19 protein-coding genes are annotated in these 22,255 nt (G+C 64.7%); 12 read left to right on the top strand and 7 right to left on the bottom strand.

Annotated features, from left to right (window positions below):
- Positions 1 to 230 precede the first annotated feature (230 nt).
- The 4 genes from IWX62_RS06695 (at position 231) to IWX62_RS06680 (ending at position 3,701) form a co-directional block, all read left to right on the top strand.
- Entirely contained in the window at positions 231 to 827 is a 597-nt protein-coding gene (locus IWX62_RS06695) for an ATP-dependent Clp protease proteolytic subunit (RefSeq protein ID WP_196840696.1), read from the top strand.
- A 53-nt stretch (positions 828 to 880) separates the two neighbouring features.
- On the top strand, positions 881 to 1,555 hold the full coding sequence (locus IWX62_RS06690; RefSeq protein ID WP_196840595.1) for an ATP-dependent Clp protease proteolytic subunit: 675 nt from the start codon (positions 881 to 883) through the stop codon (positions 1,553 to 1,555).
- Between the two features lie 163 nt (positions 1,556 to 1,718).
- Positions 1,719 to 3,011, top strand: coding sequence for an ATP-dependent Clp protease ATP-binding subunit ClpX (gene clpX / locus IWX62_RS06685; protein WP_196840594.1), 1,293 nt, complete (start codon positions 1,719 to 1,721; stop codon positions 3,009 to 3,011).
- Positions 3,012 to 3,071: 60 nt separating this feature from the next.
- Entirely contained in the window at positions 3,072 to 3,701 is a 630-nt protein-coding gene (locus IWX62_RS06680) for a mycothiol-dependent nitroreductase Rv2466c family protein (RefSeq protein WP_196840593.1), read from the top strand.
- 109 nt (positions 3,702 to 3,810) lie between these two features.
- Here the strand turns inward: IWX62_RS06680 and valS are convergent, their stop codons facing one another.
- A complete protein-coding gene (gene valS / locus IWX62_RS06675) occupies positions 3,811 to 6,429 on the bottom strand; it encodes a valine--tRNA ligase (RefSeq protein WP_196840592.1) in 2,619 nt (872 codons plus the stop codon).
- A 31-nt stretch (positions 6,430 to 6,460) separates the two neighbouring features.
- Between valS and IWX62_RS06670 the strand changes: the two genes are divergently transcribed.
- From IWX62_RS06670 to IWX62_RS06640, 7 genes are all read left to right on the top strand, one after another.
- Entirely contained in the window at positions 6,461 to 7,231 is a 771-nt protein-coding gene (locus IWX62_RS06670) for an SDR family oxidoreductase (protein WP_196840591.1), read from the top strand.
- A gap of 316 nt (positions 7,232 to 7,547) precedes the next feature.
- Complete coding sequence (gene ileS, locus IWX62_RS06665) at positions 7,548 to 10,955, top strand: isoleucine--tRNA ligase (RefSeq protein WP_442859240.1); 3,408 nt, start codon at positions 7,548 to 7,550, stop codon at positions 10,953 to 10,955.
- A complete protein-coding gene (locus IWX62_RS06660) occupies positions 10,952 to 12,346 on the top strand; it encodes a bifunctional folylpolyglutamate synthase/dihydrofolate synthase (RefSeq protein ID WP_333483248.1) in 1,395 nt (464 codons plus the stop codon). The genes ileS and IWX62_RS06660 overlap by 4 nt, the downstream gene beginning before the upstream one ends.
- A 12-nt stretch (positions 12,347 to 12,358) precedes the next feature.
- Positions 12,359 to 12,832 (top strand): DUF4233 domain-containing protein, encoded by a 474-nt coding sequence (locus IWX62_RS06655; RefSeq protein WP_333483247.1) that lies wholly within the window; start codon positions 12,359 to 12,361, stop codon positions 12,830 to 12,832.
- Between the two features lie 41 nt (positions 12,833 to 12,873).
- Complete coding sequence (gene ndk, locus IWX62_RS06650; protein WP_196840590.1) at positions 12,874 to 13,290, top strand: nucleoside-diphosphate kinase; 417 nt, start codon at positions 12,874 to 12,876, stop codon at positions 13,288 to 13,290.
- A 69-nt stretch (positions 13,291 to 13,359) separates the two neighbouring features.
- A complete protein-coding gene (locus IWX62_RS06645; RefSeq protein WP_196840589.1) occupies positions 13,360 to 14,325 on the top strand; it encodes an aldo/keto reductase in 966 nt (321 codons plus the stop codon).
- Between the two features lie 8 nt (positions 14,326 to 14,333).
- The gene (locus tag IWX62_RS06640) at positions 14,334 to 14,921 is read left to right on the top strand and encodes a hypothetical protein (RefSeq protein ID WP_196840588.1); all 588 of its coding nucleotides are present in this window, start codon (positions 14,334 to 14,336) and stop codon (positions 14,919 to 14,921) included.
- Here IWX62_RS06640 and IWX62_RS06635 read toward each other — a convergent pair.
- Entirely contained in the window at positions 14,918 to 15,415 is a 498-nt protein-coding gene (locus IWX62_RS06635; protein ID WP_196840587.1) for a hypothetical protein, read from the bottom strand. The two genes, IWX62_RS06640 and IWX62_RS06635, sit on opposite strands and share 4 nt — an antisense overlap.
- A gap of 107 nt (positions 15,416 to 15,522) precedes the next feature.
- On the opposite strand from IWX62_RS06635, the gene IWX62_RS06630 reads away from it, so the two are divergent.
- The gene (locus IWX62_RS06630) at positions 15,523 to 16,080 is read left to right on the top strand and encodes a hypothetical protein (RefSeq protein ID WP_196840586.1); all 558 of its coding nucleotides are present in this window, start codon (positions 15,523 to 15,525) and stop codon (positions 16,078 to 16,080) included.
- A gap of 35 nt (positions 16,081 to 16,115) precedes the next feature.
- On the opposite strand, the gene IWX62_RS06625 is transcribed toward IWX62_RS06630, so the two are convergent.
- The 5 genes from IWX62_RS06625 to IWX62_RS06605 form a co-directional block, all read right to left on the bottom strand.
- The gene (locus IWX62_RS06625; protein ID WP_196840585.1) at positions 16,116 to 16,544 is read right to left on the bottom strand and encodes an organic hydroperoxide resistance protein; all 429 of its coding nucleotides are present in this window, start codon (positions 16,542 to 16,544) and stop codon (positions 16,116 to 16,118) included.
- 37 nt (positions 16,545 to 16,581) lie between these two features.
- Positions 16,582 to 17,031 (bottom strand): MarR family winged helix-turn-helix transcriptional regulator, encoded by a 450-nt coding sequence (locus IWX62_RS06620; RefSeq protein ID WP_196840584.1) that lies wholly within the window; start codon positions 17,029 to 17,031, stop codon positions 16,582 to 16,584.
- Positions 17,032 to 17,397: 366 nt separating this feature from the next.
- Positions 17,398 to 19,509: a 3-hydroxyacyl-CoA dehydrogenase NAD-binding domain-containing protein gene (locus IWX62_RS06615; RefSeq protein WP_196840583.1), complete on the bottom strand. Its 2,112-nt coding sequence runs from the start codon at positions 19,507 to 19,509 to the stop codon at positions 17,398 to 17,400.
- The gene (locus tag IWX62_RS06610; protein ID WP_196840582.1) at positions 19,506 to 20,765 is read right to left on the bottom strand and encodes a thiolase family protein; all 1,260 of its coding nucleotides are present in this window, start codon (positions 20,763 to 20,765) and stop codon (positions 19,506 to 19,508) included. Before IWX62_RS06610 ends, IWX62_RS06615 begins: the two co-directional genes overlap by 4 nt.
- Before the next feature lie 117 nt (positions 20,766 to 20,882).
- The gene (locus tag IWX62_RS06605; protein WP_196840581.1) at positions 20,883 to 22,190 is read right to left on the bottom strand and encodes an HRDC domain-containing protein; all 1,308 of its coding nucleotides are present in this window, start codon (positions 22,188 to 22,190) and stop codon (positions 20,883 to 20,885) included.
- Positions 22,191 to 22,255: the final 65 nt, after the last annotated feature.

Below are 22,255 nucleotides of genomic sequence, written 5' to 3'. Positions count from 1 at the left end.
CACCCTTCACGATTGAGGGCCGTCTTCCCAGTGGGAGGGCGGCCCTCAGCCGTTAACTCGAGCAGCCCCGCACTGGTGCGCCGTCAGCGAACAGCCTCCACAGCGGGATCAAACGCACCCCCAAACAAGTTACTGTCCAATGAGAGACAAACGGTCGGCTGCCGGCACCCGGCAGACCAACCAGAGTGAGAGGCTAACTTCCAATGGCAATCGAACCCACCACGCCGACCATGGCGACCGTAGACCCCGCTGGCCGGGACGACTACATCTACAACCGGCTCCTGAAGGAGCGCATCATCTGGCTCGGCTCCGAGGTCAGGGATGACAACGCCAACGCTATCTGCTCCCAGCTGCTGCTTCTTTCGGCGGAAGACCCCGACAAGGACATCTTCCTGTACATCAACTCGCCCGGCGGATCGGTCACCGCAGGGATGGCCATCTACGACACGATGCAGTTCATCCCCAACGACGTCGTCACCGTCGCCACCGGGCTCGCCGCATCAATGGGACAGTTCCTTCTGTCCTCGGGCACCAAGGGAAAGCGTTACGCCACCCCCCACGCCCGTGTGCTGATGCACCAGCCGTCCGGCGGTATCGGCGGCACCGCCTCCGACATCAGGATCCAGGCGGAACTGATCCTGCACATGAAGCGGGTCATGGCTGAGCTCACCGCAGAGCAGACCGGGCAGACGGTCGAGAAGATCCTGAAGGACAACGACCGCGACAAGTGGTTCACCGCTCAGGAAGGCCTTGAGTATGGCTTCTTCGACAAGATCGCTGCGCACGCCACCTCGGTATCGGGCGGCGGCGGCACGCAGCGCGACTAACCGCTGCGGCCTGCGCCCCTACCCCTCACAGCAGAGACCACCCAGGAGAGACCATGAACCACAATTTTGGAGCCGCAGCAGGCGGCACCGCACCCCAGATGCCGTCCAACCGGTACGTCCTTCCGCAGTTCGAAGAGCGCACCCCGTACGGTTTCAAGCGTCAGGACCCGTACACCAAGCTGTTCGAGGATCGCATCATCTTCCTCGGCGTACAGGTTGACGACGCCTCGGCCGACGACGTCATGGCCCAGCTGCTGGTCCTGGAGTCGACCGACCCTGAGCGCGACATCACGCTCTACATCAACTCCCCGGGCGGATCGTTCACGGCCATGACGGCCATCTACGACACGATGCAGTTCATCCGGCCCGAAATCCAGACCGTCTGCCTGGGACAGGCCGCCAGCGCGGCAGCCGTCCTGCTGGCAGCCGGGGCGCCCGGCAAGCGGCTCGCCCTCCCGAACGCCCGCGTCCTGATCCACCAGCCAGCACTCGGCGGCGGCCAGGGTGGCCAGGCGTCAGACCTGGAGATCCAGGCCAACGAAGTCATGCGGATGCGCACTTGGCTTGAGGACACGCTGGCACTGCACAGCGGCAAGAGCTCGGAGCAGGTCAACATCGACATCGAGCGTGACAAGATCCTCACGGCTGCGGACGCCAAGGCGTACGGGCTGGTCGACGAGGTCCTCACTTCACGCAAGATGACCCCGCCGAAGATCAACAAGCCATAACCAGCTTCTGGCAAGACCGGGGCCCGTGGTGCGAAACAAACGCACCACGGGCCTTTTGATGCTGATTAGCAGCCTCAATTGTCCTAGAGTGGAAGGTAGCCCGGAGCCAGCAGCTTGGACACCGGCTGACGATTTCAACAGATCCACGTAAGGGGACTGACACATGGCTCGCATTGGTGAGAGCACAGATCTGCTCAAGTGCTCTTTCTGTGGGAAAAGCCAGAAGCAGGTCCGCAAACTGATCGCCGGACCCGGCGTCTATATCTGCGATGAATGCATTGACCTCTGCAACGAAATCATCGAGGAGGAGCTGTCCGAGGTAGCCGACCTGGGCACCTTCGAGCTCCCGAAGCCCCGCGAGATCTTCGATTTCCTCCAGGAATACGTCATCGGTCAGGAACCAGCGAAGCGTTCCCTCGCCGTCGCCGTCTACAACCATTACAAGCGGATCCAGTCGGGCCACACCCCGCGCAATACAGGGAACCTGTCGGATGCGGTGCCTGCTGAAGACGTCGAGATCGCCAAGTCGAACATCCTCCTGATCGGCCCGACCGGCTGTGGGAAGACCTACCTTGCCCAGACGCTGGCCCGCCGGTTGAACGTCCCCTTCGCCGTCGCCGATGCCACTGCCCTCACGGAGGCGGGCTACGTGGGCGAGGATGTCGAGAACATTCTCCTCAAGCTCATCCAGGCCGCTGACTATGACGTCAAGAAGGCCGAGCAGGGCATCATCTACATCGATGAGATCGACAAAATCTCGCGGAAAAGCGAGAACCCGTCGATCACCCGCGACGTTTCCGGTGAGGGAGTCCAGCAGGCCCTGCTGAAAATCCTTGAAGGCACCGTCGCCTCGGTGCCGCCCCAGGGTGGTCGCAAGCACCCCCATCAGGAATTCATCCAGATCGACACCACCAACGTGCTGTTCATCGTTGCCGGTGCGTTCGCGGGTCTCGAAGAGATCATCGGTTCCCGTGCGGGACGCAAGGGCATCGGCTTCGGTGCGCCACTGAGCTCGCTGAAGATGGAAGAGGCCAGCTACGGCGATGTGATGCCGGAGGATCTCCTGAAGTTCGGGCTGATCCCCGAGTTCATCGGACGGCTTCCGGTCATCACCACGGTGACGAGCCTGGACCAGAAGTCGCTGATGCAGATCCTGACCGAACCCAAGAACGCGCTGATCAAGCAGTTCCAGAAGATGTTCATGCTCGACGGTGTTGAGCTGACCTTTGAGCCGAAGGCTCTCGAAGCTATCGCCGACCAGGCGCTGGAGCGCGGCACCGGTGCCCGAGGGCTACGCGCCATCATGGAGGAAGTGCTCCAGCCGGTAATGTTCGACCTCCCAAGCCGGGACGACATTGCCACGGTGGTCATCACCGAAGATGTGGTCGGCAAGAAAGCTGAGCCAACGCTCATCTCGCACGACGTCGTTGCAAAGCGCCGGAACAAATCGGCCTGACCGACGTCGTCTTAAACCTGTGGCCGGAATAGTCCGGTGCACGTCCGGGTTGTACGGGACATGACTGAAACGATTCTTCCTACTGACAGTGTCCAAAAAGCCGACTTCTGGTTCGACCCGGCCTGCCCCTTCGCGTGGGTTACCTCCCGCTGGATTGAAGAGGTGGAAAAGGTCCGCAACATCACGGTGGACTGGCATGTCATGAGCCTCGCCGTCCTCAACGCCGGCCGGGACCTCCCTGAGGAATACCAGGAGTTCATGAAGCAGGCCTATGGACCGGTGCGCGTCATCATCGCCGCAGCTGAACTCCACGGCAACGACAACATCAAGAAGCTCTACGACGCCATGGGCACCCGGATCCACCAGGGAAAGAACAAGGACTTCGCCGTCGTCATCAGCGAGTCCCTCGAGGAAGTTGGACTTCCCGCCGACCTCGCTGACTACGCCACGAGCGACGAATACGACACCCAGCTCCGCGCCTCGCACCAGGACGGAATCGACCGGGTGGGCGACGAAGTTGGCACGCCCGTCGTCGCCTTCAACGGCACCGCATTCTTCGGTCCGGTATTGACCCGCATTCCCCGCGGCGAGGACGCCGGCCGGATCTTCGACGGCGCCGTCACCCTCGCCGGGTTCCCGGAATTCTTCGAGCTGAAGCGTTCACGCACCGAGGCCCCAGTCTTCGACTAGCCAGGGTTCGACTAGCCAGTTCTCACTAAAAAGTAGGCAGCAGGCACGAGAGGCCCCGCAGACCGTCTGGTCTGCGGGGCCTCTCGCGTCTAACCCGGAGCGGGCCGAGTCAGACGGCCTCGACCGGAGCCAGCTCCACCTCGAAGACCGACAGTTCGCCCTCGGCCTCAGCCAGATGCAGTTCGCGCACATTGCCTGCCGCGAGCAGATCATTGAGCCCCGCGTTGAGCTGGCGCAACTGAGCCGCAGAACCATTGACGACGGCGCTGAGCACCTCGGTGCGTTGCTTCACCTTCGCCTCGGACTTCGACCGGCGGATGCCGCCCAGTGCGAGGGCGACGGTGCCCAGCACGCCGGTGTCGGCGGTGCGGATCGTGCCGGCGAGGTGGCCCGACGTCGGCCACTCGGTCCGGTGTACCGATCCGCTGCGCCACCAGCTCCACACTTCCTCGGTGGCGAATGGCAGGAACGGCGCAAACATCCGCAGCAGCGCGTCAAGGGTCGTGGCGAGGGTGGCGAGCACCGACGCCTGCTCCGCCTCGCCCGCCGCACCGTAGGCGCGGTCCTTGATCAGCTCCACATAGTCATCGGTGAAGGACCAGAAGAACGACTCGCTGAGCTGCAGCGCTTTGGCGTAGTCGTACTTCTCGAACGCGGCAGTCGACGCGTCGATGACCTGGGCCAGCTGGGCCAGCAGGGAGAGGTCCAGCTGGTTAGTGACTACCGACGTGTCATCGGTGAGGACCGTGTGCTCGGTGGCGCCGAGGTTCAGCACAAACTTGGACGCGTTCAGCAGTTTGATGGCCAACCGGCGGCCGATCTTCATCTGCGCGATTTCGTACGCTGTGTCGGCGCCCAGTTTCGCTGACGCGGCCCAGTACCTGACGGCGTCGGCCCCGAACTCCTCAAGCACGTCGGTGGGGACCACCACGTTGCCCTTGGACTTGGACATCTTCTTGCGGTCCGGGTCGAGGATCCAGCCGGACAGCGCAGCGTGGCGCCATGGCGCGGAATCCTGCAGCGCATCGGCACGGACGGCACTGGAGAACAGCCAGGTCCTGATGATGTCGTGGCCCTGCGGGCGCAGATCGAACGGGAACACCTTCGCAAACAGGTCGGGGTTCTTCGGCCAGCCGCCCACAATCTGGGGCGTCAGCGATGAGGTGGCCCAGGTGTCAAGAACATCGTTCTCGCCCACGAAACCGCCCGGCTGGTTACGGGCGCTTTCCTCAAACCCCGGCGCAGGCTCGGCTGCAGGGTCCACGGGAAGCGCATCGTGGGTGGGAACGATCGGGGTCTCGTACTCCGGTTCGCCGTCCGCGTCCAGGCGGTACCAGACCGGAATGGGCACCCCGAAGAAACGCTGGCGGGACACGAGCCAGTCGCCGTTGAGTCCTTCGATCCAGTTTTCGTACCGTGACCGCATGAACGCCGGGTGGAAGTCGATTTCCCGGCCTCGCTGGATGAGCTTTTCCCGCTTGGCTTCGTCGCGTCCACCGTTGCGGAGGTACCACTGGCGGCTCGTGACAACTTCCAGGGGCTTGTCGCCCTTTTCATAGAAGTTGACCGGGTGGACCACCTTCTTCGGCTCGCCCTCCAGTTCCCCGCTGGCGCGGAGGAGGGTGACAACACCCTCCTTGGCGCTGAAGACTGTCTTACCGGCGATGGCCGAATAGTTTTCCTGCGCCTTGTCGGTGCTGATCCAGTCGGGAGTCTCAGACCGGATGCGGCCGTCGCGGCCCACGATGGCGCGGGTGGGCAACTGCAGCTCGCGCCACCAGATCACGTCGGTGAGGTCACCGAATGTGCAGATCATCGCAATGCCGGTGCCCTTGTCGGGTTTCGCCAGCGGATGGGCCTTGATCTCCACCTCGACGTCGAACAGCGGCGACGTGACAGTGGTGCCGAACAGGTGTCTGTACCGCTCGTCGTCGGGGTTGGCCACCAACGCCACGCAGGCGGGGAGCAGCTCGGGGCGGGTTGACTCGATGAAGATCTTTTCCCCGCCGGGGGTGTGGAATGCGATCCGGTGGTAGGCGCCGGCCTGCTCCCGATCCTCGAGTTCCGCCTGCGCTACTGCTGTCCGGAAGGTGACGTCCCACAGGGTGGGAGCCTCCGCGAGGTAGGCGTCGCCGGCGGCGAGGTTGTCCAGGAACGCGCGCTGGCTGACGGCCCGCGAGGTGTCGTCGATGGTGCGGTAGGTGAGGTTCCAGTCCACGGAGAGGCCGAGGGTGCTGAACAGGTTCTCGAAGACCAGCTCATCCTGGACCGCGAGTTCCTCGCAGAGCTCGATGAAGTTCCGGCGGGACACGGCGTCGAAGTCGCGCTGGTTCTTGGGTGGCTCGGCAGGAGGCGTGTAGCCGGCGTTGTAGGCGACCGACGGATCGCAGCGCACCCCGTAGTAGTTCTGGACGCGGCGCTCGGTCGGCAGGCCATTGTCGTCCCAGCCCATCGGGTAGAACACGTTCTTGCCGCGCATCCGCTGGTACCGGGCGACGACGTCAGTCTGGGTGTAGGAGAACATGTGGCCCACGTGCAGCGAACCGGACGCGGTGGGCGGGGGAGTGTCAATCGAATACACCTCCGCCCGGGAGGTTTCGGGGTCAAAGGTGTAGGTACCTTCCGCCCGCCACTGCGCGGCGAGCCGGGACTCAAGACCCTCGAGGACCGGTTTGTCAGGGACATTTACTGTTGCGGGCGTGTCTGTGCCCGGAGTGTGTTCAGCCATGGGGCCAATTGTTTCACGATAAGTTGGATCCATGACTTCCACCCAGATCACGCCATCCCAGCGAGCAGCAGTTGTCACCGGAGCGAGCACGGGTATCGGGCAGGCCACGGTCCGCCTGCTCGCCGCCCAGGGCTGGCGGGTTTTCGCCGTCGCCCGTCGCGCCGACCGACTTCAGGAGCTCGCCGCCGAAACCGGGGCCATCGCTGTGCCAACGGATATTACCCTGGACGACGACGTCGACCGGCTGCTGGGCATCGTCGCCGACGCCGGGGGAGTTGATTCGCTGATCAACATTGCCGGGGGAGCACGCGGCGCCGAGCGGATGGTCGACGCGAAGACCGCCGATTGGGACTGGATGTATCAGGCGAACGTGGTCGGCACCATGAAGATGATCAGGGCGTTCCTCCCCATGCTCAGGGAACAGACCGATGGCGGCACTGTCCTGAACCTCACCTCCACCGCCGGCATGGTGTCGTACGAGGGTGGCGCCGGGTACAATGCGGCGAAAGCTGCGCAGCGGGCCATGACCCGGGCGCTCCGGCTGGAGGAAGCAGAGCACGGCGTCCGCGTGGTCGAGGTGCTGCCCGGCATGGTGCACACCGAGGAGTTCTCGCTGAACAGGCTGGGTAGCGCCGATGCCGCCTCAAAGGTGTACGACGGCGTCGAGAAGCCGCTCACCAGCGAGGACGTCGCCGGCATCGTCGCCTACGCGGTCACGGTGCCCCATCATGTGAACCTCGACGAGATCGTGGTCCGCCCGCTGGCACAGGCTGCAGCGCACAAGGTGATCCGGAAGCAGTAGTCCCGGGTGCACCACAGACCAGCGCGCGGCGGTCAGTTTCCGCTAGACTGATAGCAACAGCTTTGACCCGGCCATCACCGGTGAGCTTCCGGAAGAACCTTCGCCGTGCGCCAGACGGATCACCCATCAGGCGTACAGCGGGGCAGTAGAGCCGGACGGGTAAGCCCGTCACAGCGGTCACGAAGTGGCAGCCGTGGGAGGATTTCCTCTTGCTGGCGGCAAGTGAGGTGGTACCGCGGGTTCAACGCGGGGTTGCAGGCTGACCCTGCTGTGTGGACACGTCCTCGCAGGTAATGAACCACACCTTGCCTACAGGATGAACAACATGCCACAGATCTACCCCAAGGCCACCAGTCTTGACAGCGCCGCTGGCGCTTCCGTCTCCTCCTCAGCGTCGCTGAGTTCGTCCTCGGCATCCCTGGGTTCGTCCTCGGCTTCCCTCGGTTCGTCCTCGGCTTCGCCGAGGTTTCCTGAGATCGAGGAACGCATCCTCAAGTACTGGGACGCTGACGGTACCTTCCAGGCGTCGATCGACCAGCGCCACGCCGATCTGCCCGACGGCGAGAATGGCTCCAACGAGTTCGTCTTCTACGACGGCCCCCCGTTCGCCAACGGGCTGCCCCATTACGGTCACCTCCTGACCGGCTACGCCAAGGATCTGGTGGGCCGTTACCAGACCCAGCGCGGCCACCGTGTGGAACGCCGTTTCGGCTGGGACACCCACGGCCTGCCCGCCGAGCTGGAAGCCATGAAGCAGCTGGGCATGAGCGACAAGGCGCAGATCGAAGCCATGGGCATCGACAAGTTTAACGATGCCTGCCGTTCCTCAGTGATGAAGTACGCCGGCGAATGGCAGGACTATGTCACCCGCCAGGCCCGCTGGGTGGACTTCGACAACGACTACAAGACCCTCAACATCGACTACATGGAGTCGGTCATCTGGGCCTTCAAGAACCTGTACGACAAGGGCCTCACCTACAACGGCTACCGCGTGCTGCCGTATTGCTGGAAGGACGAGACGCCGCTGTCCAACCATGAGTTGCGGATGGACGACGACGTCTACCAGGACCGCCAGGACCAGACGGTCACCGTCACGTTCCCTCTCCTGGGTGGCAGCTCGGCGTTGTCCCAGGAGCTCGCCGGAGTCCACGCACTTGCGTGGACCACCACACCCTGGACCCTGCCCACCAACGCGGCCCTCGCCGTCGGGCCGGACATCGCCTATGCAGTGGTTCCCGCCGGACCGGCGCTGGCCGACGACGAGCGGCGCTTCCTGATCGCCGCCGACCTCTTGGGCAACTATGCGAAGGACCTGGGCTACGCTTCCGCGAAAGAGGCCACTGCGGCCGTCGAACGGACCCTGCAGGGCGCCGACCTGGCCGACCTGGGCTACGAACCACTGTGGGACTACCTCACCGACCCGGAGCAGGGCGGCTACCGCAACGCGTTCCGCTTCCTCGTGGCCGACTACGTGACGACCACCGACGGAACAGGCATTGTGCACCAGTCGCCTGCCTACGGCGAAGAGGACCAGAAAATCTGTGAGGAGGCTGGCATCCAGGTCATCCTCTCCGTGGACGAAGGAGCCCGCTTCCTCCCGATGTACGGGCACGGGCCACTCGCTGACATCGTGGGACTGCAGGTCTTCGACGCCAACAAGACCATCACCCGGGTGCTGAAGGACGGCGGCCGGCTGGTCCGCCAGGCCAGCTACGTGCACAGCTACCCCCACTGCTGGCGGTGCCGCAACCCGCTGATCTACCGTGCCGTGTCGTCCTGGTTTGTTGAGGTCACCAAGATCAAGGCCCGCATGGTGGACCTGAACCAGGGCATCAACTGGATCCCGGAGAACGTGAAGGACGGACAATTCGGTAAGTGGCTGGCCAACGCCAGGGACTGGTCGATCAGCCGCAACCGGTACTGGGGCAGCCCCATCCCGGTCTGGCAGTCCGACGACCCCATTTATCCGCGCACCGACGTCTACGGATCGCTCGCCGAGATCCAGGCGGACTTCGGCCGGCTGCCGTTGAACAAGGCAGGGGAGCCTGACCTGCACCGCCCGTTCATCGATGAGTTGACCCGACCCAACCCCGACGACCCGCGGTCGCCCGAGGACGGTCAGTCCACCATGCGCCGCGTCGAGGATGTGCTGGACGTCTGGTTCGACTCCGGGTCGATGCCCTTCGCCCAGGTGCATTACCCGATGGAGAACCAGGAATGGTTCGAGTCACACAACCCCGCTGACTTCATCGTCGAATACATCGGCCAGACCCGCGGCTGGTTCTACATGCTGCATGTGCTGTCCACCGCCCTGTTCGACCGGCCCGCGTTCCGCAACGTGATCAGCCACGGCATCGTCCTTGGCAACGATGGGCAGAAGGCGTCCAAGAGCCTGGGCAACTACCCGGACGTCACCGAGGTCCTGGACCGGGACGGCGCCGACGCCATGCGCTGGTTCCTGATGTCGTCCCCCGTGCTGCGCGGCGGTAACTTGATCGTCACCGAGCAGGGCATCCGCGACGGGGTGCGGCAGGTCATCCTGCCGCTGTGGAACGTCTGGCACTTCTTCAGCCTGTACACGAACGCCGCTGCCGGTGGCGCCGGCTACGAGGCGAAAACGGTGAGCCCGGAACAGGCCGACCGCCTCGCCGAGCCACTGGACCGCTACATCCTCGCCTACACCGGAAACCTGGTGCGGGACACCACCGCAGCGCTGGATGGGTTCAACATCAGCGACGCCTGCGAGGCGCTGCGCCGCTACCTGGACACCCTGACCAACTGGTACGTGCGGCGCAGCCGGCAGCGGTTCTTCGATGAGGACACCGATGCCTTCGACGTGCTCTACACCTGCCTCGAAGCCGTGTGCCGTGCCGCTGCCCCGCTGCTTCCGCTGGTCACCGAGGAGATCTGGCGTGGACTCACCGGCGGTCGCTCGGTGCACCTGACGGACTGGCCCGAGGCAACAGCTTTCCCTGACGCTGCGGAGCTTGTCGAACACATGGAGCGCACCCGCCAGATCTGTTCCACCGGGTCCAGCCTGCGCAAGGCAGCGAATCTCCGCGTCCGGCTGCCGCTGTCCAACCTGACGGTCGTAGCGCCGTCGGCCGGTGACCTGTTGGGCCAATACCAGGGGATCATCGCTGATGAGCTGAACATCAAGACCGTTCGGCTGCTCGATGCGAAGGATGCGTCGCCCGAGGAGTTCGGGATCGTGCAGCAGCTTGTGGTGAACGCCCGGGCGGCAGGACCGCGCCTCGGCAAGAACGTGCAGGCAGCCATCAAGGCCGCCAAGTCCGGCGATTGGTCGGTCTCCGCGGACGGTGCCGTGACCGCGGGAGGGCTGCCGCTCGAACCCCACGAATACACGCTCGAGACCGTTGTTGCTGACGACGGTGACAACGCCGGCAAGGCCGTGACGGTCCTGCCGGGCGGCGGTTTCCTGGTCCTCGACACCGTGGTGACCGAGGAACTTGCGGCCGAAGGCTCGGCGCGGGATGCCATCCGTGCCATCCAGCAGGCCCGGCGCGACGCGGACCTCCACATCAGCGACAGGATCATCACCACCCTGGGCGCTGCACCCGAACTGGTCGACGCCCTGACGTCGAACGCAGCACTCATCAAAGCGGAAACGCTCACCCACGAACTGCGGGTCGTCGCCTCGGCGTCGGCAGACGGCGAGCCAGCAGCCGGCGAGTTCACAGTGACAGTAGAGAGGCACTCATGAGCCAACAGATCCCCGAGCCGATGGGCTCAGAGCCAGCAGCTTTCGATCAGTTCTCGGTTGAGAGCGTCTACGCGGAATTGTTGAGCCGTGCACCGGAGAACAAGATGGAGCCACGGATGGCACCGATGTTCCGGGCCATGGAAATCCTGGGTGAACCGAACAAGGCCTACCCGATCATCCACCTCACCGGTACCAACGGGAAGACGTCCACCGCACGGATGGTCGAAAGCATTCTGCGGGCGCACGAGCTCCGGACGGGCCGCTACACGAGCCCGCACCTGAGCCGGGTCACCGAGCGCATCAGCATCGACGGCGAACCGGTCTCCGACGAAACCTTCGTCAGGATCTGGGACGAGATCAGGCCGTTCCTGGAAATCATTGACGCCGAGCTGGAGGCGGAAGGGGACCCCCGGCTGACCTACTTCGAGAGTGTCACCATCCTCGCGTTCGCTGTCTTCGCCGACGAACCCGTCGACGTCGCCATCATTGAGGTGGGCCTTGGCGGCATCACCGACGCCACGAACGTGGGCGACGGCCAGGTGTCGGTGGTCACGCCGATCTCACTGGACCACACTGAGCTCCTCGGCGACACCGAATACGACATTGCTCTGGAAAAGTCGGGCATCATCAAACCCGGCGGTTTCCTGATCAGCGCTGCCCAACACCAGGAGGCCGCCCAAGTGCTCCTCGAGAAGGCGCGGGAAGTCGGTGTCGAGTTCCGTTTCGAAGGAGTGGAGTTCGGCGTCGAAACCCGGACCGTGGGGGTTGGGGGGCAGGTCCTGTCCATCAACGGCATCGCGGGCCGGTACGAAGAGCTCCTGCTGCCCCTGCACGGCGCGCATCAGGCGCAGAACGCCGCCGTCGCCGTCGCAGCCGTGGAGGCGTTCATCGGTGGTGGTAGCCGGGAACTCGACGCGGCGGTAGTCCGCGAAGGGCTGCGGACCGTCACCTCGCCGGGGCGGGTCGAGGTGGTCCGCACCGCCCCCAGCATCATCGTTGACGCTGCCCACAACGCGGCCGGTGCCAAGGCGGCCGCGGCGGCCGTCAAGGAGGCCTTCGATTTCAGCCGGCTTATCCTGGTTGTGGGTGTGCTGCAGGACAAGGACGCGGGAGCCATCCTGGCGGAGCTGCACGAGGAGTTGGGCGGAATTCTCGAGGACATCTGCCTGACCCAGTCGAACTCGCCCCGCGCAATCCCCGCCGCTGACCTCCTCCAGGATGCCCTGGCGGCAGGATTCGCCGAAGAACATGTCCACATCGCCGAACGCCTCGACGACGCCCTCGAATGGGCGGTCATGAAGGCCGAGGAAAACAACGACCTTGCAGGAGGCATCCTCATCACCGGTTCCATCACGGTGGTGGGGGAGGCCCGCACCCTGCTGGGCAAGTAAGGCGGGTTGACTATGGAGCACAATCGAAAGCGCCGCATGACCAAGGCACAGCGGGAGTGGCGGCCCGGAACGCCGAAGAAGCGGCGTTCGATCAAGGTGACCTTTGCCTCGGTGGTTCTCACCCTGGAGGCTCTGGTGGTGTTGTTTGCTACCCTCGCCGCCTTTGGTCTCCTCCGCGACACTATTCCGCCCGCACTGATCCTGTCGGTCGGCGTGGTCCTTGCGTTCGCGCTGGTGGCGTCCTGCGCGTTTCTTACCAAGCCCTACGGTATTGCGATCGGCTGGGCACTTCAGCTGCTGATCATTGCCACCGGGTTTATCGAGCCCACCATGTTCCTGATCGGTGTGCTGTTCGCCCTCACCTGGCTGTATGGGATCCGGACCGGCAGGCGACTCGATGCCGAGAACGTTGAGCGGGACCGCCAGCAAGCCGAATGGGAACGGGCCAACCCCGAGGGCGGGTCGGAGCCCGGGGCTAATCTTTAGTAGAGTTCCAGTGGCCATACCCAACACTTTGGAGGACTTCTGTGAGCGCTGAACGCACTCTTGTACTGATCAAGCCCGACGGCGTGTCCCGCGCACTGACCGGGACCATCCTGTCCCGGGTGGAAGCCAAGGGATACACCCTCACGGACCTGAAGCTGGTGTCCGCTACCCGCGATCTCCTTGAAGAGCACTACGCCGAGCACGTGGGCAAGCCCTTCTTCGAACCACTCGTTGAGTTCATGCTCAGCGGGCCTATCGTTGCGGCCATCTTCGAAGGCGAACGGGTGATTGAGGGCTTCCGCTCCCTCGCCGGCGCCACCGAGCCGACGGCCGCCGCACCGGGCACCATCCGCGGGGATCTTGGCCGGGACTGGGGCCTGAAGGTTCAGCAGAACCTCGTCCACGGGTCGGACTCGACCGAGTCGGCCCAGCGCGAAATCGGTATCTGGTTCTCCTGATCCCTCAGCTCACCTTCGCCGCCCGGGCCCGAAAGGTGCCTCGGGTAACAGGTGTTGTAGCGTAGTGCCATGACTGAATATCGCAGACTTGGCAACTCCGGACTGAACGTTTCGGTGGTGGGGCTCGGGTGTAACAACCTGGGCCGCACCGGAACGCCAACGGAAACCCAGCGGGGCACCAACGCAGTGATCAACTCTGCTGTCGATGCCGGGATCAATTTCTTCGACGTGGCGGACTCCTACGGCAAGACTCCGGGCCTGAGCGAGGAAATGCTCGGCAAGGCCCTGGTCAAGAACCGTGACGACGTCCTGATCGCCACCAAGTTCGGGTTGGACCTCAAGGGCGCCAACGGCCCCGACTGGGGTGCCCGCGGGTCGCGCCGCTACATCATGAAGGCAGTCGAAGCCTCGCTGAGGCGTCTCGGCACCGACTGGATTGACCTGTACCAGTTTCACGCGCCCGACCCGCTGACGCCGATCGATGAGACGCTGTCAGCGCTTGATGCGCTGGTCCAGAGCGGCAAGATCAGGTACATCGGGCATTCGAACCGTGCCGGCTGGCAGATCGCTGAAGCAGAGTTTGTCGCCCAGCTCGGTGGATACACACCGTTCATCTCCGCGCAGAACCACTGGAATCTGCTGGAGCGCAAGATCGAGGCCGAAGTGGTTCCCGCCGCCGAGGCGTACGGGATTGGCGTGTTGCCCTTCTTCCCGCTGGCCAACGGGCTCCTGACCGGCAAATACAGCGCCTCGAAAGTTCCTGCCGGGAGCAGGCTCACCCACTCCCGCATCAACCTGCTCGAGGGAGCTAACTGGAACCAGCTGGCTGACTTCGGTGCATTTGCCCGGGCCCGTGACCTGACCGAACTGCAGGTGGCGTTCTCCTGGTTGGCGGCTCAGCCATCAGTGGCGTCCGTCATCGCGGGCGCCACCAAACCTGAACAGATCCAGCAGAACGCCGAGGCGGTGTGCTGGGTGCCCTCCGAAACCGAGCTGCAGGAACTCGACCGTATCTTCCCCAGGACTGCTGGCTAGAGTCCCGGATGGAGTCAGCCGAACGGTTCCATCTGAACGGCGAAGCCGTCGGATGGATAGTCCGGAGCCTTGACGGCGGCACCTTCAGGACCCAGGTGGACCTGAGGCCCCGCAACGGTGAGCGGTTCTCCTCGACCAGTGTGGTGGAAGGGATCGGAGAGGGGGCGGCTACCGAGGTCTTCGGCTGGCGTACCTATACCTACCGGGAGAAGTCCATGGAGGCTCCCATGGAATACATACGACCTGCTCATTTCGCCCCCGGGTCTGGTGTCGGCCCCGCAGTGCCGTCTTACGCCGAGCAGCTCCTGGTGGACGCCATCATCGCCGAGGGCCTTCCCGAGATCGTTTACCTTCGGTTGCAGGACAGCGATCCGACCGCGTCGCCAACGGTGGCGCGGCTCTTCCGCGCTGGATCGGGCCCGCTCGACGTGCAGGGGAGAACGCTCAGTGCGGAGCGGATCGACCTCATCGTCGACGGCAGAGTCGAAAACAGTCACTGGTTTGGCCGCGTGAACGACGACGGCCGGATCCAGCGCGTCAAGTCGTGGTGGAATGGTGCCGTCTCGTACCCGGTTACCGCAGACCAAGCGCCCTAGCGTTTGTCCCGTTTCGCCTGACGCTTCGCACCCTGGGATCGGCTCGACGCATCGCGCTTGACTCCGCCGGTGGTTTTTCGATGGATCCGGGCCCGGCCGGAAGCCTGGCTGGCCGTGATATCTGACCCTGAGGTAGCTGGTCCTGCCGACTTCCCCTTCCGCGAGCGTTCGAGACGCTCAAGTTTCAGGTCTTCGGCAGTGCCGTGCGCCACGCGGGCTAGTTCCGCGCTGACTATCGACAACGCCTCCTCAAACACATAGGCTCGGGCTCGCGCTTTGTCGGAACTTTTGGAGGCCGTACCCCGTCCACGGGCTTTCGACACTTCGCCAGCGGCTTTACGACGGTAGTTGGTTTGGTACTTGTTGCGGGCGCGCCTGATCCGCTTGTGCAACGCCAACAGCCCATCCTCATCCAACTGTGCCAGGCGCTCCGGATCCAACGCCCGAATGAGATCGAGCTGGCCCTTCTTCAATACCCACAGATACTGGTCCATCTGCCGATAATCCCACACCGCACACTTCAGGGATAGAGCTCCTCGCGGGGTACAGTCAATCAGATCCACCCGATCGTGAGATCGGGTGACTGCCTGAGGGGGATGGGATGTCGGTAGTGAAAGGCCGTGCCGTTGCGGTTGTCTTCGTTGGGCTGGGGTTGCTGGCCCTCGCCGTCGTCCCGGCCCTGGCCTTCCCCACGCTGATCGCACTGTCCTTGACCGTGGCGTTCCGGCTGAGGACGAAGCATCCCGCCTATTCCCGGGCCTGGATCTGCGCCGGGCTCACCGTGGGCCTCGGCACCGCTGCTATCGCCGCCGGAGCGATGATCGCTCCTCAGCCGGTAATCACTGGTCTTCTGGTGTTGGCGGTGCTCGCGTATGCCGCAACGGTTGTCCTGGTTGGCCACGCGTGGAGCCGCGGGAGCAACGCACCGCGGGCAGCGTGGATTAGCGCCGGCTCCCTGGGTCTGGCAGTTCTACTAGCTGTCATCTTCATGGCATCGTTTGGTCGCGGCATCGCGCTGGCGAACGACGGTGAGCAGTCTCCGGCGATCGATACACTTCTTCTTGTCAGCGCCATAGGGGCTCCGGTACTTCTCATTGCCGGCCTGATCGCGGTGCCGATCGCACGCCGCCAGCACCCTATCAGTACCCCGGCACGCTGACGGCGCTCAATTCTTCACGCTCTGCCGTCTGAGGCTCAGTCGTCCGAGACCAGCACCTTGACGTCGATGTTGCCCTGGACGGCGTTGCTGTAGGGGCACACCTGGTGCGCTTTGTCCGCCAACGCCTGGGCGTCTTCCTGCGACAGGCCCGGGACAACCACCTCAAGGCTGACGAGCAGGGAAAAGCCGCCCGCATCGTTGCGCGCCAGCCCCACCTTCGCCCCAACACTTGAATCACCAAGATCGGCCTTGGCCTCCCGTGCCACCAGCTGCAGCGCCGAATGGAAACAGGCCGCGTACCCTGCGGCAAAGAGGTGCTCAGGATTTGTCCCGGCACCCGAACCGCCGAGAGCCTTCGGCGCAGCGAGGGCAAAGTCGACCTGCCCGTCGTCGGTGCGGGTGCGGGTGCGGCCATTGCGGCCGGCTCCGGTGGCGATGGCCTCGGCGGTATAGATGGCGTTCATGATTCTCCTCATGGTTGGCTGATCAAGGGGTGAAGGGTCAGGCTGGTAGGACGGCGGACGGGGTTCGCGAAACGCTGCAGAATCGGGTGGCCAGCAGCTGCAGCGCCGCCAGTTCCTCGTCGGTCATGACGAGCCGTTCCCGGAGCTGTTTTTGGATGGCAGCTACTTGCGACTCAACGCCAGCGCCACGTTCGGTCAGGCGAATAGTGACCTGGCGTCCGTCGTGGCTCTCCCTGCGGCGTTCAACCAACCCAAGCGTCTCCAACCGCTTGAGTAGCGGTGATAGCGTGCCGCTGTCCAGATGCAGCCGCGACCCCACCTGCGAAACGGAGATGCCATCCTCTTCCCAGAGGACAAGAAGAACCAGGAACTGCGGATAGGTGAGCCCGAGCGGCGTGAGCGCAGACTGATAGGCACCGGCCATGGTCCGGGACGCATCGTAGAGCGCGAAACATAGCTGATTCTCGAGCCGAAGGTCACCGTCCATACACTCATCCAATCATCAAACTAAGTTGTGCACAACTTAGCTGGCGGCGAAGGGTCAGAACTCGCCGGCAGCTAGCAGGCCGCTTTCATAGGCGGTGATGACCAGCTGGGCGCGATCGTGAGCACGGAGCGTGGTCATCACACGGTTGACGTGGGTCTTCGCCGTGTGCATCTCCAGTGGTAGTGGGCTCCGGGGGGAGCACAAAGCGGGTGATTCGCACGCGCAGCGAAAGCCGACCCGGTGGAATCACTGCGATACGAGTAGGGAAGCCTGGCAAGCCCCAAAACGAAGAGAACCGGCGTCCGCACCTGCTCAAGAGGTGCGGATGCCGGTTCGCTTCGGCTAACGGGTGCTCTGCCCAGCCGTCTAGTGGAAGGTCTTCCCATTCACCCGCTCGGAGGCGCCGACCCGGTCCAGATACGGGGTGATACCGCCCAGATGGAACGGCCAGCCAGCGCCAAGGATGACACACAGGTCAATATCCTCGGGCGCAGCAACCACACCCTCGGCCAGCATCCGGCCAATCTCATCGGCGAGAGCATCCTGGGTCCGGCGCAGCACCTCGGCGCTGTCCGACGGCGAATCCCCCCGGGACATCAACGCAAGGGTTGCTTCAGGTACCGTCTCGGCTCCGTCGTCGCCCTTCACCCACAAACCCTTGATTCCCGCGTCGATCAGTTTCTGCTGGTTCGCGGAGACGTGGAAGCGGTCGCCGAAGGCCGTGTGCAGTGACTCCTGCACATGCTGGCCAACCGGCAGGCCCACCAGGGCCAGCAGCCGGAACGGGGTCATCGGCAATCCCATCGGGCGCAGAGCGTTGTCAGCCGTCTCCGCGTCGGTGCCCTCGTCGAAGACGGCAGTGATCTCGCCGAACATCCGGCCAAGGATCCGGTTGACGACAAACGCCGTGGCGTCCTGCACCAGCACCGCCGATTTCTTCAGTTCCTTGGCCAACGCGAAGGCGGTCGCCAGGACAGCGTCGTCGGTATGCGGGGCCCTGACGATCTCCAGCAGCGGCATGGCAGCCACCGGGTTGAAGAAGTGGAACCCCACCACCCGCTCGGGGTGGGCCAGATCCGCGGCCATCTCCGTGACGGACAGCGAGGAGGTATTGGTGGCGAGGATGCACTCGGAGGACACCACGGCTTCCACCTCAGCGAAGACAGTCTTCTTGACGCCCATCTCCTCAAAGACAGCCTCGATGACGAAGTCGGCGTCAGCGAATGCCTCCTTGGAGACCGAACCGGTGACAAGCGCCCTGGTCCGGTTCGCTGCATCGGGGGAGAGCCGCTTCTTCGACAGGAGCTTGTCCACCTCACCGTGAACGTAGGCGACACCCTTGTCGACGCGTTGCTGGTCAATGTCGGTGAGGACCACCGGGACCTTCAGCTGGCGGGCGAACAGCAGCGCCAGTTGCCCGGCCATCAGACCGGCGCCCACCACGCCGACCTTGGTCACCTTGCGCGCCAGTTTGCGATCAGGGGCGCCCGCCGGCCGCTTGGCCCGCTTCTGCACCAGATCCAGGAAGGCGTAGACGGTCGAGTGGAACTCGGGGGTCTGCATGAGGAAGGTCAACGCCTCGCACTCGGCGGCGGCTGACTCCTCACGGGTGAGGGTCTTCCCGGCCTCGAACAGGTCGAGCACCTTACCCGGTGCGGGGGCGGCATTGGAGGTTTTAGCGGTCACGAACGTACGCCCCGCGGCGGCGGCCGCGTCCCAGTCGGCGTCGGTGTAGGTGGCGTGGTCGGCACGCCGGGCCTCGATGGCGGACGGGTCCTTGAGTACCCCGGCCGCCCAGGCAAGGGACTGCTCGAGGAAGTCGGCTGGCTCAAGCAGCACATCGGCGATACCCAGACCGAAGGCGGCGCGCCCGTCGAGCATCCGGTTGTTGCTGAGCGGGTTCTCGATCATGACCTTCATGGCGGCGGCCGGGCCGATCAGGCGGGGCAGGCGGTAGACCCCGCCCCATCCTGGGACGAGGCCGATGAAGGCCTCGGGCAGGCCGATGCCGTTGGCTCCGGTCGAAATCGTGCGGTAATCGGCCGCCAATGCGACCTCCAGGCCGCCGCCGAGCGCCACCCCGTTGATGAACGCGAAGCTGGGGACGCCCAGGTTGCCGAGCAGGTTGTAGGCCTCGTGACCCAGTTCGGCCATCAGCCGGCCGTACTGGGCGGCTTTGAGGGACTTGACCGTCGACAGGTCAGCCCCAGCCACCAGGAAATAAGGCTTCCCGGTGATACCGACGGCGGCCAGGTCGCCATTTGCTGCGCGGACCTTCAGCCCCTCCAGAACCCGGCCCAGTTCGATCAGCGTGTTCGGGCCGAGCGTGGTGGGCTTGGTGTGGTCCAGTCCGTTGTCCAGAGTGATCAGCGCGAGGGTCCCCGCGTCGTTCGGCAAGGCAATGTCCTGGACGTAGGAATGAGTGATGACCTCATCCGGGACCAGGGCTGCGAGTTCCTCAAAACGGTCAAAACTCATGCTGCGTCCTCCGCTGCGGTTGACGTGTAGTCGGGGTGGTGGGGGTTTTCCCAGATGACGGTGGCGCCCATCCCCAGGCCGATGCACATGGTGGTCATGCCATACCGTACCGACGGGTCTTCCTCGAACTGACGGGCGAGCTGCAGCATGAGCCGCACTCCCGAGGAGGCGAGAGGATGCCCCACGGCGATAGCGCCGCCGTAGCGGTTGACGCGGGGATCGTCGTCGGCGATGCCGAAGTGATCCAGGAAGGACAGTACCTGGACCGCGAAGGCCTCGTTGATCTCAAACAGGCCGATGTCCTCGATGGTGAGCCCGGCCTGCCGCAGTGCCTTCTCCGTGGCGGGAACAGGCCCAATTCCCATCACCTCGGGTTCGACGCCGGCGAAAGCGTAGGCGACAAGGCGCATCTTGGCGGTCAGTCCCAGTTCAGCCGCTGTGTCCGACGAGGCGAGCAGGGCGGCGGTGGCGCCGTCGTTCAGCCCAGCGGCATTGCCCGCGGTGACCCGCCCATGCGAGCGGAACGGGGTGCGTAGCTGGGCGAGGTCCCCGGCGGTGGTGCCGGGCCGTGGTGGTTCGTCGACCGTGTTGAGCGTCCAGCCCGTGCCATCCTTCCGGGAGGCAACAGGAACCAGATCGGGCTGGATCTGACCGCCGGCGTACGCGGCTGCGAGCTTGGTCTGGCTGGCCACGGCGTAGGCGTCGGTGCGGTCCTTGGTGATAGCGGGGAAGCGGTCGTGCAGGTTTTCAGCCGTGTTGCCCATGTTCAGTGCGGCAGGATCAACCAGCCGCTCGGACATGAACCGGGGGTTCGGGTCGGTGTCGGCCCCCATCGGGTGGTTGCCCATGTGTTCAACGCCGCCAGCGATCACCACGTCGTAGGCGCCAAAGGCAATGCCCGACGCCGTCGTCGTCACCGCGGTCATCGCACCGGCACACATCCGGTCGATAGCGAAGCCGGGAACTGACCGGGGCAGTCCGGCGAGGAGCGCGGCGGTCCGCCCGATGGTCAGCCCCTGGTCCCCGGTCTGCGTGGTGGCGGCGATGGCGACGTCGTCAATCCGTTCCGGGGGGAGGGTGGGGTTGCGGCGCATCAGGTCGCGGATGCATTTCACCACGAGGTCATCGGCGCGGACGCCCGCGTAGATGCCCTTATCGCCGGCCTTGCCGAACGGGGTCCTGACCCCGTCAACAAAGACGACATCCCTGATCCGGCGGCCTGCACCGGTCTGTGCTGGCACTGAAGTGGTGCTCACCTGTTGCTCCTCGTTGAGTCCCTAGTCGATCTGAGATTGTGATTCGACCCTATGTTACTTGCGAGTAACTTAGGCCGCAAGGAGGGGAGGAGGTGTTGACCATCCGGTGAGGCGGTCTTACCGGGAGGAGTCGGCGGTCCGGGCGACCTTCTCGGGCAGGGGATCGGGGTCGAGGAACGCCACCGTCAACACCGCCGCTGTCTTCTCGACCTGCCACGGGCGGGCGCCCAGTTCCGCAAGCGCGGCGCTGACCGACTCAAGGGTGATCTCGGCCGGCGGCCGCCACGCCACCCGACGCAGATAGTCCGGCGTGAGCAGGTTCTCGATGGGGAGATTCAGGGTTTCCGCGATGGCCGCCAGCCGGGGGCGGGCGGTTGCCAGCCGTGCTGCGGCGTCGGGATCCTTATCGGCCCACACCCGCGGCGGTGGCGGCGAATTGGTGGGAAGTTGCAGGTCGGGCAGTTCAGCCAGCGAGCGGGCGTCGCTGATGCAGCGGAGCCAGCGGGGGGCTTCACGCGCCGCCGCGCGGCCATGGAAACCGCTGGTGCCCAGAAGCTGGGGGACGGTGGCGGGCATGGCCTTGGCCGCCGCGAGGATCGCCGAATCGGGGATCAGCCTGCCGGGAGCAATGTCCCGGTTCCTGGCCAGATCCTCCCGTTCCAGCCACAGCTGACGGACTGCTGCCAGCTGGCGACGGTCACGGATCTGGTGCAGCCCAGAGTTCCTGCGCCACGGATCAACGCGCGGCTCGGCGGGGGGCGTCTTGCGGAGGTGTTCAAACTCCTGCTCGGCGAAGTCCAGTTTGCCGTCGCGGGCCAGGAGGTCGATGAGTTCGCTGCGCAGTTCGGTGAGTACTTCGACGTCGAGCGCTGCGTAGCGCAGCCAGGGCTCGGGGAGGGGGCGTCGGGACCAGTCTGCTGCCGAGTGCTCCTTGGCCAGGGTGTACCCCAGCAGGCTTTCGATTACCGCTGCCAGCCCCACCCGGGGCATCCCGGCGATGCGGGCGGCAAGTTCAGTGTCGAACAACCGGTCGGGCCACATGCCCAGTTCCGAGAGGCAGGGGAGGTCCTGGGAGGCCGCATGGAGGATCCATTCAACCCCCTCCAGCGCTTCGTCGATGATCCGGAGGTTGGCAAAGGGCTCGGGATCAATCAGCCAGGTGCCCGACCCTTCGCGACGGATTTGCACCAGGAACGCCCGTTGTCCGTAGCGGAACCCTGACGCCCGCTCAGCGTCGACACCAGCCGGGCCGGTGCCCTGGGCGAGGGCCCGCGCGGCGCGTTCCAGGCCGGCCTGGGTGTCGATGACCAGCGGCACGCCGTCCTTGGGCTCATTGAGGAGGGGGAGCGGCTCTACGACGTCCTGCAGGGGTGCGTCATCACCTGGAGCGGGGTCGTCAGGAAACTGGGAAGTCTGCGAGGTCATGATGGGTCCAGTCTAGCCGCGCGGGCCGGGCAACAGCGCCAGCAGTCGCCGAGCTTCGCGTGGAT

Origin of the sequence: Arthrobacter sp. CAN_A1 (genome assembly GCF_015751665.1) — a bacterium.
In the GTDB taxonomy this organism is placed as follows: domain Bacteria; phylum Actinomycetota; class Actinomycetes; order Actinomycetales; family Micrococcaceae; genus Arthrobacter_D.
This window is presented reverse-complemented; position numbering and strand designations above follow the sequence as displayed.